This is a genomic window from Bradyrhizobium sp. CCBAU 51745 (assembly GCF_028128715.1).
GTDB classification, from domain to species: domain Bacteria; phylum Pseudomonadota; class Alphaproteobacteria; order Rhizobiales; family Xanthobacteraceae; genus Bradyrhizobium; species Bradyrhizobium manausense.
The window spans coordinates 425334-438985 of the sequence record NZ_LBJP01000008.1; the positions used below are offsets into that span (position 1 = coordinate 425334).

The 13652-nt window shown below is 63.3% G+C and carries 13 protein-coding genes; 12 read left to right on the forward strand and 1 reads right to left on the reverse strand.

Annotation, left to right across the window (positions count from 1 at the left end; genetic code table 11):
• Positions 1–270: 270 nt before the first annotated feature.
• Complete coding sequence (locus tag XH98_RS12790) at positions 271–1248, forward strand: SphA family protein (protein WP_271618793.1); 978 nt, start codon at positions 271–273, stop codon at positions 1246–1248.
• 83 nt (positions 1249–1331) lie between these two features.
• On the opposite strand, the gene XH98_RS12795 is transcribed toward XH98_RS12790, so the two are convergent.
• Entirely contained in the window at positions 1332–2240 is a 909-nt protein-coding gene (locus XH98_RS12795; protein ID WP_271598819.1) for a LysR family transcriptional regulator, read from the reverse strand.
• 138 nt (positions 2241–2378) lie between these two features.
• Between XH98_RS12795 and XH98_RS12800 the strand changes: the two genes are divergently transcribed.
• The 11 genes from XH98_RS12800 to XH98_RS12850 all read left to right on the forward strand — a co-directional run.
• Entirely contained in the window at positions 2379–3536 is a 1158-nt protein-coding gene (locus XH98_RS12800; protein WP_271598820.1) for an alpha/beta hydrolase family protein, read from the forward strand.
• A gap of 24 nt (positions 3537–3560) precedes the next feature.
• Positions 3561–4514 carry a VOC family protein gene (locus tag XH98_RS12805; protein ID WP_271598821.1) on the forward strand — a complete coding sequence of 318 codons (954 nt, stop codon included), beginning with the start codon at positions 3561–3563 and terminating at the stop codon, positions 4512–4514.
• Positions 4498–4866, forward strand: a complete 369-nt coding sequence (locus tag XH98_RS12810) for a Rieske (2Fe-2S) protein (RefSeq protein WP_271618775.1) — start codon at positions 4498–4500, stop codon at positions 4864–4866. Before XH98_RS12805 ends, XH98_RS12810 begins: the two co-directional genes overlap by 17 nt.
• A gap of 39 nt (positions 4867–4905) precedes the next feature.
• On the forward strand, positions 4906–6036 hold the full coding sequence (locus tag XH98_RS12815) for an FAD-dependent oxidoreductase (protein ID WP_333931828.1): 1131 nt from the start codon (positions 4906–4908) through the stop codon (positions 6034–6036).
• Positions 6037–6118: 82 nt separating this feature from the next.
• The gene (locus tag XH98_RS12820; protein WP_271598823.1) at positions 6119–7282 is read left to right on the forward strand and encodes an MFS transporter; all 1164 of its coding nucleotides are present in this window, start codon (positions 6119–6121) and stop codon (positions 7280–7282) included.
• A 25-nt stretch (positions 7283–7307) separates the two neighbouring features.
• Positions 7308–7886: a cupin domain-containing protein gene (locus XH98_RS12825; protein WP_271618776.1), complete on the forward strand. Its 579-nt coding sequence runs from the start codon at positions 7308–7310 to the stop codon at positions 7884–7886.
• Positions 7883–8917, forward strand: a complete 1035-nt coding sequence (locus tag XH98_RS12830) for a fumarylacetoacetate hydrolase family protein (protein ID WP_271618777.1) — start codon at positions 7883–7885, stop codon at positions 8915–8917. The genes XH98_RS12825 and XH98_RS12830 overlap by 4 nt, the downstream gene beginning before the upstream one ends.
• Positions 8918–8921: 4 nt before the next feature.
• Positions 8922–9842 carry an NAD-dependent epimerase/dehydratase family protein gene (locus XH98_RS12835; RefSeq protein WP_271618778.1) on the forward strand — a complete coding sequence of 307 codons (921 nt, stop codon included), beginning with the start codon at positions 8922–8924 and terminating at the stop codon, positions 9840–9842.
• A gap of 452 nt (positions 9843–10294) precedes the next feature.
• Positions 10295–11314 (forward strand): TRAP transporter substrate-binding protein, encoded by a 1020-nt coding sequence (locus XH98_RS12840; RefSeq protein ID WP_271618779.1) that lies wholly within the window; start codon positions 10295–10297, stop codon positions 11312–11314.
• Between the two features lie 15 nt (positions 11315–11329).
• Positions 11330–13219 carry a TRAP transporter large permease gene (locus XH98_RS12845; protein WP_271598828.1) on the forward strand — a complete coding sequence of 630 codons (1890 nt, stop codon included), beginning with the start codon at positions 11330–11332 and terminating at the stop codon, positions 13217–13219.
• 24 nt (positions 13220–13243) lie between these two features.
• Positions 13244–13652, forward strand: a 409-nt coding sequence (locus tag XH98_RS12850) for an AMP-binding protein (RefSeq protein ID WP_271618780.1), incomplete at its 3' end; no start/stop codon positions are given.

Genomic DNA, 13652 nt, shown 5'->3' on the forward strand with positions numbered 1-13652 from the left:
GCCGATCCGATCACGTCGTCTCGACGAACCATCTGGTGTCGGGAGTGATGAGGGTGACGTTGCAGTGTGACCGCGTTTGGCTGGCGTGACCTCGGCGGGCGGTCATCATTTTAATAAATAGCTCGGATTTCAAAGATCAATTTTACGAATGACTGGAGCTCGCGGAATATGACGCCATTCCGACGGTCGATGGCGCGTCGGCACGAATGAATGAGCTTGGGGATGACGCCCGCGACCTCGCTTGCGAGGACGATCGCGCATGGGGGGACTATGAAGCAAGTACTGAAGCTTTCCGCAATGATGCTCCTGGTCGGAGCTGCCAACGGGGCAATGGCCGCAGAGAACGGCGTGACCAACTACCCAGCCGGTTCGCCGGGCGTTTTCGTCGGCGCCTTTCCGCCGATCCCGGGTCTCTTTGCGATCAGCCAGACCAGCTACACGAGCGCGAACGGTCTCTACGATGGAAGCGGCAACAAGCTGCCCATTCCATTCCAGCTTTCGGCGGTTTCGGAAACGGCCAGGTTTCTCGCCAGCTATCCCGGCGAGTTCTTTGGCGCTCACGTCTATTCTCAGCTTGTTGTCCCATACGTCCACATCGAGAATTCGAACCCGGGGGGCACGTTCCAGGCCAACGGATTTGCGAACCTGACGATCTCGCCGGTGATCCTGAACTGGGCGCTCTCGCCGCTGCAGAGCGTCACGCTCGGGCTCGACATCATGCCGAACACCGGCACCTACTCTCCCAGCAAGCCCCTCAATGTGGGCACCAACTACACCACGATCTCGCCCGTGTTCGCGTATCGCTACGCCGATCCCAAGGGGTTCGAGTTCGCGATCTCGCCGCGCTTGTTGCTCAACGGAACCAACACGGAATCGGTCAACGTCTTCACGGGAGGCCTGCAGCAGTACAGGAGTGGCGACGCTTTGGCAGTCGACTTCACCTCGGGCTACAATGTCGGCGCTTGGAAACTGGGCGTGGTCGGCGGTTACATTCAGCAATATGCAGATGACACCGTGAACGGGATCAAGGCCTTCAATGCGGCAGGCGTTCAGGATGGCAACCGTCTTCGGTCGCTGAATTTCGGCCCCTCGGTCACCTACAACGCAGGTCCCGTTCAAATCAACCTGAACTACCAGCACACGTTCTACGTGGAGAACGGCACCAAGGCCGACACCGTTTGGGCCAATGTGGCTTTCCCAATCTGGGTGCCCGCACCGCCGCCGGGTGCCGGACCGGGCAAGCACTGATCCGAGTGACCAGCCAAGGATCTGGTCCCAACGAGGCGTTGATAGCGAGCCGGCGCATTTGCGCCGGCTTTCTGCGTGTGGCCTTAGCGCAAGTCGAGAGCGGCTGCCCGCATGGTATCGCGCAACCAGATCAGGCCGGCGTCATTCGAGCGATAGCGGTGCCATTGAGCGCATTGCTGCATGCTTGGCAACGATACCGGCAGTTCGATGATGCGGATCGGTAGGCTTCGCTGCGCAAGTTTCGCAAGCCGACGGTGCAGGGTGGCGATGCGATTGGTTCCCACGACAAGATGCGGGATCGCGGTGAAGGCGTAGGTCGAGATCGCCTCGTTGCGCGTCACTCCGCCTTGTTCCAGGTAGCGCGTCTCCAGGGATTGAGTCGCAATAGCCGGCCGCATCACAACGTGGGATGCCTTGGTGTAGTCGGTGCGCGAAAGCTTTCCCCGAGCGAACTTCCCCTTGCTCCAGGCGATGGCGCAAAAGTCCTCCTCGAAGAGGACCTCCGAAGGGTGAAGTTTCGAGCTGAATTCCTGGGGGATGATGAGCAAGTCGACGTCGCCGCGCTCCAGGGCGCGTTCTGGCGCCTGAACCTGTTGGAGGAAGTCGAAGCGAATGCGGGGAGCGGCCGCCTCGCAGCGCGCGAGCAGTGCCGGCACCAGGGTCGCCATGGTGTAGTCGGACGCCAGGATCTTGAAGCAGCGGTCGGACTGAGCCGGATCGAATTCCGACGTTGAGGCGATCGTCCAGTCGACCCGGACCAGCAAGTCCCTGATGGAATCCTTCAGCGCCTCGGCGCGGGGCGTGAGCTCCATCTTGCGCCCGATCTTCACCAGAAGCTCGTCATCGAAATAGGTGCGCAGGCGAAGCAGCGCGTTGCTCATCGCGGACTGCGTCACATTCATGCGCGCCGCTGCCCCGCTCACGCTGCGCAGGTGCAGCAGATGATCCAGGGCGACGAGAAGGTTGAGATCGAACTTGTTGTTGAAGCGCATCGCGACGCCCGATGATCCATTTATGAAATCAATATCAACGATCTTAATAATCAATTTTTCAGAGGAATAAAAGGGCGCTACCTGAGGATCGGGAAGAACGTCCAGGGCGCGCGTCTTTCGTGCGCCGAGAGTAGGTCAATGTTCAGGTATTTTCCGACGAACTACGTCTGGAATCTCTCGGTCGATCTTGCGATCGAAATGGGGGCCAGGATCGGCGAGATCGAGGAGATGTGCGCGCCTCTGCAGGAGGCCGCGCGCCAGGCTGATGCCGCAGGTACGGCGGCGTTCCGCGAAACCTGGTCGCGCATGGCCGACAAGCTCTGCGGGCTTGCTGCCGAGGATGAGGAGCGCGGACGGCGGCTCTCCGCGGGCGAAAAATACGGACGTGCCGCCACCTATCTGATCACCTGCGAGCGGCTGCAGGCCCACGGTGCGCCGGGCCGCCTCGAACTCTACGGCCGCTTTCTCGATGTGTTCGCCAAGGGCGTCGCCCTGGCGCGGGAGAATTGCGAGCGGGTCGAAATCCCCTATGAGGGTGCCCACATCGCCGGTCTTCTCGTGCGAGCCGATGGCGTCGAAGGTCCGGCTCCGGTCCTGGTGCAAGTCAACGGTCTCGATTCAACCAAGGAGATGAAGTATCGCGTCGGATTGCCGGCCTGGCTTGCCAGGCGGGGCGTTTCCTCGCTCGTGATCGATCAGCCGGGCTCCGGCGAGGCCCTTCGCCTGCATGGAATGACGGCGCGCTATGACAGCGAGCATTGGGCGAGCCGGGTGGTTGACTGGCTCGAGACGCGAGCCGACGTCGATCCCGAACGGATCGGCTTGGAGGGCGTTTCGCTCGGCGGCTATTTTTGTCCGCGCGCCGTTGCCTTCGAGCCGCGCTTTGCTTGCGGAGTCGCCTGGGGCGCCAATCATGACTGGCGCGATGTGCAGAGGAAGCGGCTGCAGAAGGAGGGCAGCTTCCCGGTCCCGCATTACTGGGCGCATGTGCGCTGGGTTTGGGGCGCCAAGGACCAGGCCGATTTCGAACGGATTGCCGAGAACGTTCATCTCGACGGCATCCTTGACCGCATCAGGGTGCCGTTCCTCGTGACCCATGGCGAGAAGGACTCGCAGATTCCGCTGCATTGGGCGGAGCGCACCTACGAGCATCTTGTGAACAGCCCGAAGCGCGAGCTCAAGGTCTTCACCGACCGCGAAGGCGGCGCGCAGCATGCGAGTTTCGACAACAGCATCAACGCGGGCCAGTACATCGCCGATTGGGTGGCCGAGACATTGAGCGGGCGCACCAGTTGAATGCCGGCATTTCCGGAGGGAAGAATGAAAATCGTAGGTCTGGATAGTTTGATCTTCGGCGTGGATGACGTGCCCGGTACCGCGCGCTTCCTCACCGACTATGGGCTGACGCCCGTCGACGTCTCGGATGCTGGAGGACGGTTCGAGGCGATTGACGGCACATCGGTGGTGATCGCGCGCCAAGACAATCCGCGGCTGCCCGCGCCGCCTGCGCCTGGTTGTCGCCTGCGCAAGACCATGATGGGCGTCGCCGACAGCGCGACGCTGCAGGCGATCGCTGCGGAATTGCGCCGGGATCGGGAAGTCCGGGTGCTGCCTGACGGCTCGATCGAATCGGTCGACGATTCGAATTTCGTCATCGGCTTTCGTGTGACCGTGCGCCGGCCGTTCGCATTGCCAGGCGAAATTTCCAACGCCCCCGGTGGCGTGGTCTTCCGTCCCGTCAACAGCCTCGGTGTGCCGCCGCCCGGCACGGTGATCCGCCCGCGCTCGCTATCGCATGTGGTGTATTTTGTGCCCGACGTACTGAAGGCGGAGGCCTTCTACGTCAACCGGCTGGGCTTTCGCTGCACGGATCGTTTCACCTCGACCGGTCCGTTTCTGCAACCGGCGGGGTCGCTCGACCATCACACCCACTTCCTGATCGACGCACCTCCGCATATGCACGGCGTCGAGCACTTCACATTCCATTTCGGCGGTCCGTCGGAGATGATCACCAACGGCTACCGTTTCGTGGAAAAGGGCTATCAGGCGTTCTGGGGGCCCGGCCGCCACATCCTGGGCTCGAACTGGTTCTGGTACTTCAACAGCCCGTTCGCCTGCCACATCGAGATGGATGCGGACATGGATATGCACGACGCCAACTGGACGCCGCGCGAAGCCGCGCTGTCGGCAGATGCGTCACAGACGTTCCTTTTGAAGATGCGCAAGAAATGGGCTCCAGGTCCAGGGATCCACGAAAATGGTGACTACGCTTGAGGTGAAGATTGCAGGGCTACTCCGGGTTGGCCGAGCCGACGAGATCGGCGAAGGTCAATCGCGCGGATTCGATCCGTACGAGTCCGGTGAGGACACGATGTTCGTCGTTCGGTGGGGCGGTGTCCTGCAGGCCTGGCGCAACGCCTGTCCGCATATCGACGGAGCGCCGATGGCCTGGCGCAAGGACGCGTATCTGAATGCCGACGGCACGCGCATCGTGTGTCATGCGCATGGGGCGGAATTCCTGCCGGACAGCGGGATGTGTGTGCAGGGCCCGTGCATGGGCAAAAGACTGACCGCCGTGCCGATCATCGTTGATCTGCGCGGCGATCTCTTGGTGAAAGAAGAATAAGGCAGCCGAAAAGGCGCGAGTTTCAAGAGGAGGGACACCTTGGCGGTGGTTCGTAAAGTATTGGTCATCGGCGGCGGATTTTCCGGCATGGCTGCGGCCATCCAGATGCGCAAAGCCGGCATCGACGTCGATCTCGTCGAGATCGATCCCAATTGGCGTCCTGAAGGGGCCGGCATCACCGTGAATGGTCCGACCTTGCGCGCGCTCGAGACGATCGGCGTCTTCGGCGAATTCGCAAGGCGCGGTTTCACCTCCAGCGGCGTCGATCTGTTCACGCCCACCGGGCACAAGATTGGCGAGATTCCGACGCCCAAAGTCGCGGGCTCGGACGTTCCAGGGGGCGGCGGGATCATGCGGCCTGAACTGGGACGGATCCTCGCAGACGCCACCCGCGCGAGCGACGTCGCGGTTCGCGTCGGATGCACCTATACGGCGATCGAGGAGAGGGGCGATCAGGTCGCCGTCGCGTTCACAGACGGGACGACTGGCACCTACGATCTGGTCGTCGCCGCCGACGGCGTCCACTCGAAAACACGCGAACGTTTCTTTCCGGAGGTCAAGCCGCCGCAATATATCGGACAGGGCGTCTGGCGGGCGGTTTTGCCGAGGCCATCCGATATCGAACGTCCGCGCATGTGGCTGGGTGGCGCAGTAAAGGTCGGCGTGAATCCGGTCTCGCCGACGCACTTGTATATGTTCGTCACCGAGCCGCGGCCGGGAAAGCTCAACGTTGATGCGAAGACCTGGCCGCAGCTTGTCGCGAGCATGATCGAGCCGTTCAGCGACCCGGTTCTCGCCGCGCTTCGCCCCCATCTCCTCGCCCCCGAGGCCGCGATCGACTACCGACCGCTGGCCAACCTCCTCGTGCCGGCACCGTGGAATCGCGGGCGCGTCATTCTGATCGGCGATACGGTCGCGGCGACCACGCCGCATCTGGCGTCCGGCGCCGGCATCGGCATCGAGAGCGGCATCGTTCTTGCGGAGGAGCTGGCCAAGGCTGCGACCCTGCAAGACGCGTTCGACGGCTTCCACGCGCGGCGCTGGGAGCGTTGCCGCATGGTGATCGAGAATTCGGAACGGCTCTGCCGGATCGAGATGGAGAACGGCGACAAAGCCGAGCATGCGAGGATCATGCGGGAGTCGGTCATGGCGCTGACGCAGCCGATTTGATCCGAGGAAAGGCTGCGAGCGCAGCCCGCACCTCGTTGCTTTCGCGCCGAAACACAACACACAAAGAAGAGGGGGAATAGCAATGCAATCGACAACGGAAAACTGGTCAGGCCGTCTTCCATTGATGGTGGCGCACTGCGCCGGCATGGTGGACCTCGTCGCCTTGCCGGTCTGGGTCGGCGCCCTGATCGCGCAGTACAAGTTCGCGCCTCAGCAGGCAGGCGGGCTTGCGACCCTGTTCCTGATCGGCGCGGTGCTCAGCAGCCTGTTCTTTGCACCACGCCTCAACCGCATGAATGCGCGGCTGGCCGTGATCGGCGGCTTCGCGCTTGCCGCGGCAGCCTTCTTCGCCGCAGCATGGGTCACAGAGTTTCCGACGCTGGCCGTCTTGCACGCCTTTGCGGGCGCATCGGCCGCGTGCGGCCTCAGCTTCGCGCATGGGACGATCGCGCGCGGTGCCAATCCGCATCGCCTGTTTGCGATCGTTGGCATGGCGCTGGGCGCCTTCGCCATCGTGTTCCTCGGCGCGACGCCGAACCTGATCGGCGCGTTCGGAGGGCGCGCGCTGTTCGCGGTATTCTCGGTCGTCATGGCGATTGCCGCGATCGTTGCTGCGATCTCTTTTCCTGCCGTCGTCGCGCGTGAGGAAAACTTGATCGCGGACGTCAGCCACCTCTCTCGAGCCGTGTGGTTCGGCGTGGCCGGGGTGAGCTGCATGGCGCTGACCCAGGCGATGATGTTCAGTTTCATCGAGCGCATCGGGGTCGACAGAGGTTACGGCACCGAAGCGGTCACCGGCGTGCTGATCGCGCTTGGCTTCGTCAATCTCCTGCCGGCACCGCTCGCGGCTGCCCTGGAAAAGAAGCTGTCGGCGAGGACCGTGGTAATCGCGGGGCCGATCTGTCAGGCAGTTATCGCATTGGCGATCACCTTCGGCAGCGGCTTTCTTGCCTATGCGATCCCGACGGTGCTGTTCGCCGCGGTGATGATCTTCACGCATACATTCGCCTTCGGCCTGCTGTCGCGGCTCGATCCGACGGCCCGCGCGCTTGCGGGAACGCCGGCGATGCTGATGATCGGAGCCGCGGTCGGTCCGATCCTGGGCGGCACGCTGGTTCAATCCTTCGGCTACCAGGCACTGGGACTTGGCGCGATCGCCATCTCGACCGTCGCTGTCTTGCTGTTCTCCAGGGTGTTTGCCACGAGGGCAGGGGGCGCACGTACGCAATCGCTCGAAGTCGCCTGATGACGAATCAAATTGAGGAATACAAATGTCGCTTGCACCAATTCGTCGTGTCGTGACAGGTCATGATAGGCATGGTGATGCCGTGATCGCAACCGATGGCTCCTTGCCGACGGTGGTCGCGCTCGCCGCAATTCCGGGGACGATGTTCCATGAGGTGTGGAGCACGGCTGCAACGCCTGTCTCCATCGATAACGGACCGGACCCGACGATTGGCCCGCTGTGCCTGCCGCCGCCGGCGCATGGCACTCGCATCCGTTTCGTTGATATTCCGCCCGACACCGAGGACTTCCTCAAGAACGGCGCGGCGCGGATGAAGGATGCGTTCAGCCAGGTCGGCGACGCGCATGCATCGACCGTGCGACCGGACTCGCCGCATCCGTTGATGCATCGCACCGAAACCGTCGACTACGGGATCGTCATCTCCGGGGAGATCACGCTGGTGCTCGACAAGGGCGAAGCGAACCTGAAAGCCGGCGACGTCGTGATCCAGCGTGGCACGAACCACGCGTGGGCCAACCGAAGCGGCCAACCCTGTCGAATGCTGTTCATGCTTGTCGATGGACAATTCAGCGACGAAGTCAGTGCATCGAAGGCTGGCTCATGAGACTTGCGACCTACGATGACGGAACCATCGACGGCAAGCTGGTCGTCGTTTCCAGGGATCTTCAGCGGGCGGTCGGTGCGCGCGTGATCGCGCCGAATCTCCTGACGGCGCTGCGCTGCTGGCCATCGGTGGAGGCGCCATTGCGCCTTCTCGGCGAGCGGCTCGACCACGGCCGCGCCGAGGATGCCGTGCCGTTTGATCCAACTCGCTGCCTCGCGCCGCTGCCGCGCGCGCCGCAATGGTGCGATGGGTCAGCATTTCTCAATCATGGGCGGCTGATGGATCTTGCGTTCGACAAACCGCCAATTCCGGATTTCGACACGATCCCGGTGATGTATCAGGGAGCGAGCGACGATTTTCTTGGTCCGCATGCCGATGTGCCTTTTGTGACCGAGGCTGACGGGATCGATTTCGAGGGCGAGTTCGGGGTGATCGTCGACGAGGTCGCGATGGCGACGCAGACTGCGCAGTGCGGCAAGCACATCCGGCTCGTGGTGCAGATCAACGACTGGAGCCTGCGCACCATTGGAGCGCGCGAGGTGCGAACCGGATTTGGCTTCCTCCAGGCCAAGCCCTCGACGAGCTTCGCGCCAATCGCCGTAACGCCGGACGAGCTCGGCGACGCCTGGCGTGACGAACGCGTCGACATGCAGCTTGGCGTCTGGCGCAACGGGGAGCGGATCGGCGCGGCTTCGGGCCGTGAGATGGCATTCAGCTTTGCGGAGCTGATCGCCCATGCCGCAAAAACGCGCCGCCTCACGGCGGGGACGATCATCGGATCGGGAACCGTGTCGAACGCCGATCGCTCGGTGGGCTCGAGCTGCCTTGCGGAGATACGCGCCATCGAAATGCTCGATCATGGCGCGGCCAGGACGCCGTTCCTGAAATTCGGGGATCGCGTGTCCATGCAGGCGCGCTTCGCCGATGGGCGTGACGGACCATTTGGTCGCGTCGATCAGAAGGTCGTCGGGGCGGGCGGGCGCCCAGAGGCTGCGGCGCGGGCTCACTCGTCCGATCGCGGGGTCGTGTGAGCCGATGCGGATTCTGGTCACCGGGGCGGGGGGATTCATCGGCAGCGCGCTGTTGAAGTCGCTCATGGGCGACCACGCTGTGCAGGAAATCGTCGCCGTCGACCTAGCCGAGCGGCCGGCTTGGGCTGCAGCAGGCATCGTACGCTGGATTTGCGGCGGGATCGACGATCGTGCCGTCATGGACGCGATCTTTCGCGACGAATTCGATCTGGTCTTCCATCTCTCGAGTGTGCCGGGAGCGCTTGCCGAAAAAGATCCGCGGCTCGGACGTCGCGTCAATCTCGACGCCTCGCTCGATCTTCTGGAACGACTGGCGGCGACGTCTCGCTGCCCTCGCGTGGTCTATGCCAGCAGCATTGCGGTCTACGGCCCGAGCTCCGGCCCCGTCAGTTCGCGAACGCCGCCGCGTCCTGCGATTACCTATGGCGCGCACAAGCGCATGGTCGAGATCGCCTTGGCCGACCACACCAGGCGGGGTGAGATGACCGGCATCTCGGTGCGGCTGCCCGGCATTGTGGCCCGCCCAGGCCCGGCGACCGGATTCGGCTCCGCCTTCATGAGTGAGCTCCTGCACTCGCTCTCGGCCGGCGAGCCCTGTTGCTGTCCCGTGTCGCCGAGCGCCACCATGTGGTGGCTATCCGTCGTCGCGGCGGTGAACAACCTCAAGCACGCCGGCGCGATCGCCCATTGCCGTACCGTTCAGCTTCCGGCGCTGCATCTAACCATCGGAGAAGTCGTCGAAGCGGTTGCGGAGGTCGTTGGAACGGGACGAACGTCCCTCGTTCAATATCGTCCGGATCACCGCATCGAGGCGACTTTTGGCCGCTTTCCCGAACTGGACGTTGCCGAGGAGCGCGTGCTTGGCTTCACCGACGACGGCTCGGTCGCGACGCTGATCAGGAATGCGCTCGCCCAAGCAAACTAACCAGCGTCAACGAGGAGGGTGCTCAAAGGCCGAGCAGGGGTGCACTGGCGACCGAACCCTTCGCGATTGGCGATTTCCCGGTCCATGAAGCTCGGTTCCCAAATGCCGGGCCAGACTGATAATCCTATGGGCCCACCCATATCCGTAATTCGCATAAGGTATATTATGGAATATATTTATATCGAATTAGATCAAGTATTTAGGCCGAATTGCTGCCACGCCGCCTTCGCTCCAGCGTCAATTCAGGCCTCGGCTCTCCACGCTTGACGGCTACTGTGCATGGGGTTGTTTTCGCGTTTTGGATCGCGGCTGATCCACATCGAAAGCCGATATTGCCGCGACCCTGTCCGGCTGCAATAAGCGAGCTCCGCGAGATCGCAGATGACTGCCGACCAGACGTCCGTATAGGTTTGCGTCTCACAACAAGAACAAACTTCCGAGGAAGCCCACCCATGAGTTTTTCCCGCCGCACGCTTCTCAAGGCCACCGCCGCGACCGCCGTTTTTGGCGGGGTCAGCGCGCCCTATGTGGCCCGTGCCCAGGCCGCCGCGTTCTCCTACAAATATGCCAACAACCTGCCTGACTCGCATCCGCTGAACGTCCGCGCCAAGGAGATGGCCGCGGCGATCAAGAGCGAGACTGGCGGCAAGTTCGACCTCCAGATCTTTCCGAACAACCAGCTCGGCTCCGACACCGACATGCTGAGCCAGATCCGCTCCGGCGGCGTCGAGTTCTTCACGCTGTCGGGCCTGATCCTGTCGACCCTGGTGCCGGCCGCGTCCATCAATGGCATCGGCTTCGCATTCCCGGACTACGACACGGTCTGGAAGGCCATGGATGGCGAGCTCGGCGCCTTTGTCCGCGGCGAGATCAAGAAGGCCGGCCTCGAGGTCATGGACAAGATCTGGGACAACGGCTTCCGCCAGACCACGTCGTCGACCAAGCCGATCACCGGACCCGATGACTTCAAGGGCTTCAAGATCCGCGTGCCGGTGTCGCCGCTATGGACCTCGATGTTCAAGGCGTTCGACGCCGCCCCCGCCTCGATCAATTTCGCCGAGGTCTATTCCGCACTCCAGACCAAGATCGTCGAGGGCCAGGAGAACCCGCTGGCGATCATCTCGACGGCCAAGCTCTACGAGGTGCAGAAATACTGCTCGCTGACCAACCACATGTGGGACGGATTCTGGTTCCTGGCCAACCGCAGAGCCTGGGCCGCGCTGCCTGACGACATCAAGACCATCGTCGCCAAGAACATCAACGCGGCCGCCCTCAAGGAGCGCGAAGACACCGCCAAGCTGAACGCCAATCTCCAGCAGGAGCTGGCGGGCAAGGGCCTGACCTTCAACCAGCCCACGGTCGCGCCATTCCGCGACAAGCTGCGCTCCGCCGGCTTCTATGCCGAATGGAAGGGCAAATATGGCGAGCAGGCCTGGGAGCTGCTGGAAAAGGCCGTCGGCAAGCTGTCGTAACGCGTTGGGGCCGTCATGGCTCAGGTCGAGGCTCAGGTGACCGAAATGGTGGGCGAGGTGGCTGGTCAGCCCCCTCGCCGATCTCAGTTGCTGGCCTCGCTGGAGCGCATCCTCGGCCTCGCCGTCGAGATCCCCGCGGCGATCCTGGTCGTCGCCGAGATCGTGATCCTGTTCGCCGGCGTGGTCGCGCGCTACGGCTTGCACAGGCCGCTGATCTGGTCGGACGAGCTTGCCTCGATCCTTTTCCTGTGGCTGGCCATGCTTGGCGCGGCAGTGGCGTTCCGCCGCTCCGAGCATATGCGAATGACCGCGATCGTCGCCAGCGCCACGCCTGCGATGCGGGCCTGGCTCGATCTGGTGGCGGTCTCTGCCGCGCTGGCGTTCCTGGCGATGATCGTCTGGCCGGCCTACGACTACGCCTACGAAGAGAGCTTCATTACGACGCCAGCGCTGCAGATTTCGAACATGTGGCGCGCCGTCGCGCTGCCGGTCGGGCTCTGCCTGATGGCGGCATTCGCGCTGCTGCGTCTTTTGCGGGCGGCCGACTACCTGAAGGTGCTGACGGCCGCAATGTCGGTCGCGCTCGTGGTCGGGCTGTTCTGGCTGGCACAGCCCTACCTGCGGCCGCTCGGCAATCTCAACCTCGTCATCTTCTTCGTCGGCGTCGCCGGCTTCTGCGTCTTCGCCGGCGTTCCCATTGCGTTCGGCTTTGGCCTAGCCATCTTCGGCTATCTGGCGCTGACCACGCACACGCCGGTCATGGTGCTGGTCGGACGGATGGACGAAGGCATGAGCCACCTCATCCTGCTGTCCGTGCCGCTGTTCGTGTTCCTGGGGCTCCTGATCGAGATGACCGGCATGGCCCGGGCCATGGTGGCGTTCCTGGCGAGCCTGCTCGGCCATGTCCGCGGCGGCCTGCACTACGTGCTGGTCGGCGCCATGTACCTGGTCTCCGGCATATCAGGCGCCAAGGCCGCCGACATGGCTGCGGTCGCGCCCGTGCTGTTCCCGGAGATGAAGCAGCGTGGCGCCAAGCCCGGCGATCTCGTCGCACTGCTCGCGGCGACCGGCGCCCAGACTGAAACCATTCCGCCGAGCCTGGTGCTGATCACGATCGGCTCGGTCACCGGCGTCTCGATCGCCGCCCTCTTCACCGGCGGCCTGCTGCCAGGCGTCGTGCTCGCGGTCACGCTCTGCATGCTGGTGTGGTGGCGCTACCGCCATGAGGACATGAGCCATGTCCGCCGCGCAACCGCGTCCGAGATCGGCAAGACCTTCGTCATCGCCCTGCCCGCGCTCGCGCTGCCCTTCGTGATCCGCTACGCCGTCGTCGAAGGCATAGCGACCGCCACCGAGGTCTCGACCATCGGCATCGTCTATGGCGCCCTTGTCGGTCTCGTCATCTACCGCCGCTTCGACTGGCAGCGGCTGTTTCCGATGCTGGTCGAGACGGCAGCGCTGTCGGGTGCGATCCTGCTGATCATCGGCACGGCTACCGGCATGGCCTGGGGCCTGACGCAATCAGGCTTCTCGCGCTCGCTGGCCTCCGCCATGACCGGATTGCCAGGGGGAGCTGCGAGCTTCATCGCCGTATCGATCCTGGCCTTCACCATTCTCGGCAGCGTGCTGGAGGGCATCCCGGCGATCGTGCTGTTCGGGCCGCTGCTGTTTCCGATCGCCCGCGCCGTTGGCGTGCACGAGGTGCACTACGCCATGATCATCATTCTTGCGATGGGTATCGGGCTATTCGCGCCGCCGTTCGGCGTCGGTTATTATGCTGCCTGTGCCATCGGACGCGTTGAGCCTGCCGAGGGCATCAGGCCGATCTGGGGTTATCTGCTGGCGCTGCTGGTGGGATTGATCGTCGTCGCGGTGTTCCCCTGGATCTCGATCGGATTCCTGTAACGCATGGCGTCAAGGAGGGTGTCGATGAGTGAGCGGCAGAACCAGTACAATATCGGCCTCGACAAGACCGCCGCCAATTATGTGCCGCTGTCGCCGCTGAGCTTCCTCGCGCGCAGCGCCGGCGTCTATCCCGATCACATCAGCACGGTCTATGAAGGCCGCAGCTTCACGTGGCGGCAGACGCATGAGCGCTGCAAGCGCTTTGCCTCCTATCTTGCCAGCAAAGGCATCGGCGTCGGCGACACCGTCGCTGCGATGCTGCCGAACACTCCGGCAATGAACGAGGCGCATTTCGCAATTCCCATGACCGGCGCTGTGCTCAACGCTCTCAACATCCGCCTCGATCCGCCCTCCATCGCCTTCCAGCTCGACCATGGCGGCGCCAAGATCATCCTGGTCGACCCGGAATTCGCCGGTGTCATCACCGATGCGT

Coding starts and splice junctions, on each gene's coding strand:
- XH98_RS12835 (WP_271618778.1), top strand. CDS start 8,922: ATGCGGATTCTGGTCACCGGGGCGGGGGGATTCATCGGCAGCGCGCTG.
- XH98_RS12790 (WP_271618793.1), top strand. CDS start 271: ATGAAGCAAGTACTGAAGCTTTCCGCAATGATGCTCCTGGTCGGAGCT.
- XH98_RS12825 (WP_271618776.1), top strand. CDS start 7,308: ATGTCGCTTGCACCAATTCGTCGTGTCGTGACAGGTCATGATAGGCAT.
- XH98_RS12810 (WP_271618775.1), top strand. CDS start 4,498: ATGGTGACTACGCTTGAGGTGAAGATTGCAGGGCTACTCCGGGTTGGC.
- XH98_RS12800 (WP_271598820.1), top strand. CDS start 2,379: ATGTTCAGGTATTTTCCGACGAACTACGTCTGGAATCTCTCGGTCGAT.
- XH98_RS12820 (WP_271598823.1), top strand. CDS start 6,119: ATGCAATCGACAACGGAAAACTGGTCAGGCCGTCTTCCATTGATGGTG.
- XH98_RS12795 (WP_271598819.1), bottom strand. CDS start 2,240: ATGCGCTTCAACAACAAGTTCGATCTCAACCTTCTCGTCGCCCTGGAT.
- XH98_RS12845 (WP_271598828.1), top strand. CDS start 11,330: ATGGCTCAGGTCGAGGCTCAGGTGACCGAAATGGTGGGCGAGGTGGCT.
- XH98_RS12805 (WP_271598821.1), top strand. CDS start 3,561: ATGAAAATCGTAGGTCTGGATAGTTTGATCTTCGGCGTGGATGACGTG.
- XH98_RS12830 (WP_271618777.1), top strand. CDS start 7,883: ATGAGACTTGCGACCTACGATGACGGAACCATCGACGGCAAGCTGGTC.
- XH98_RS12840 (WP_271618779.1), top strand. CDS start 10,295: ATGAGTTTTTCCCGCCGCACGCTTCTCAAGGCCACCGCCGCGACCGCC.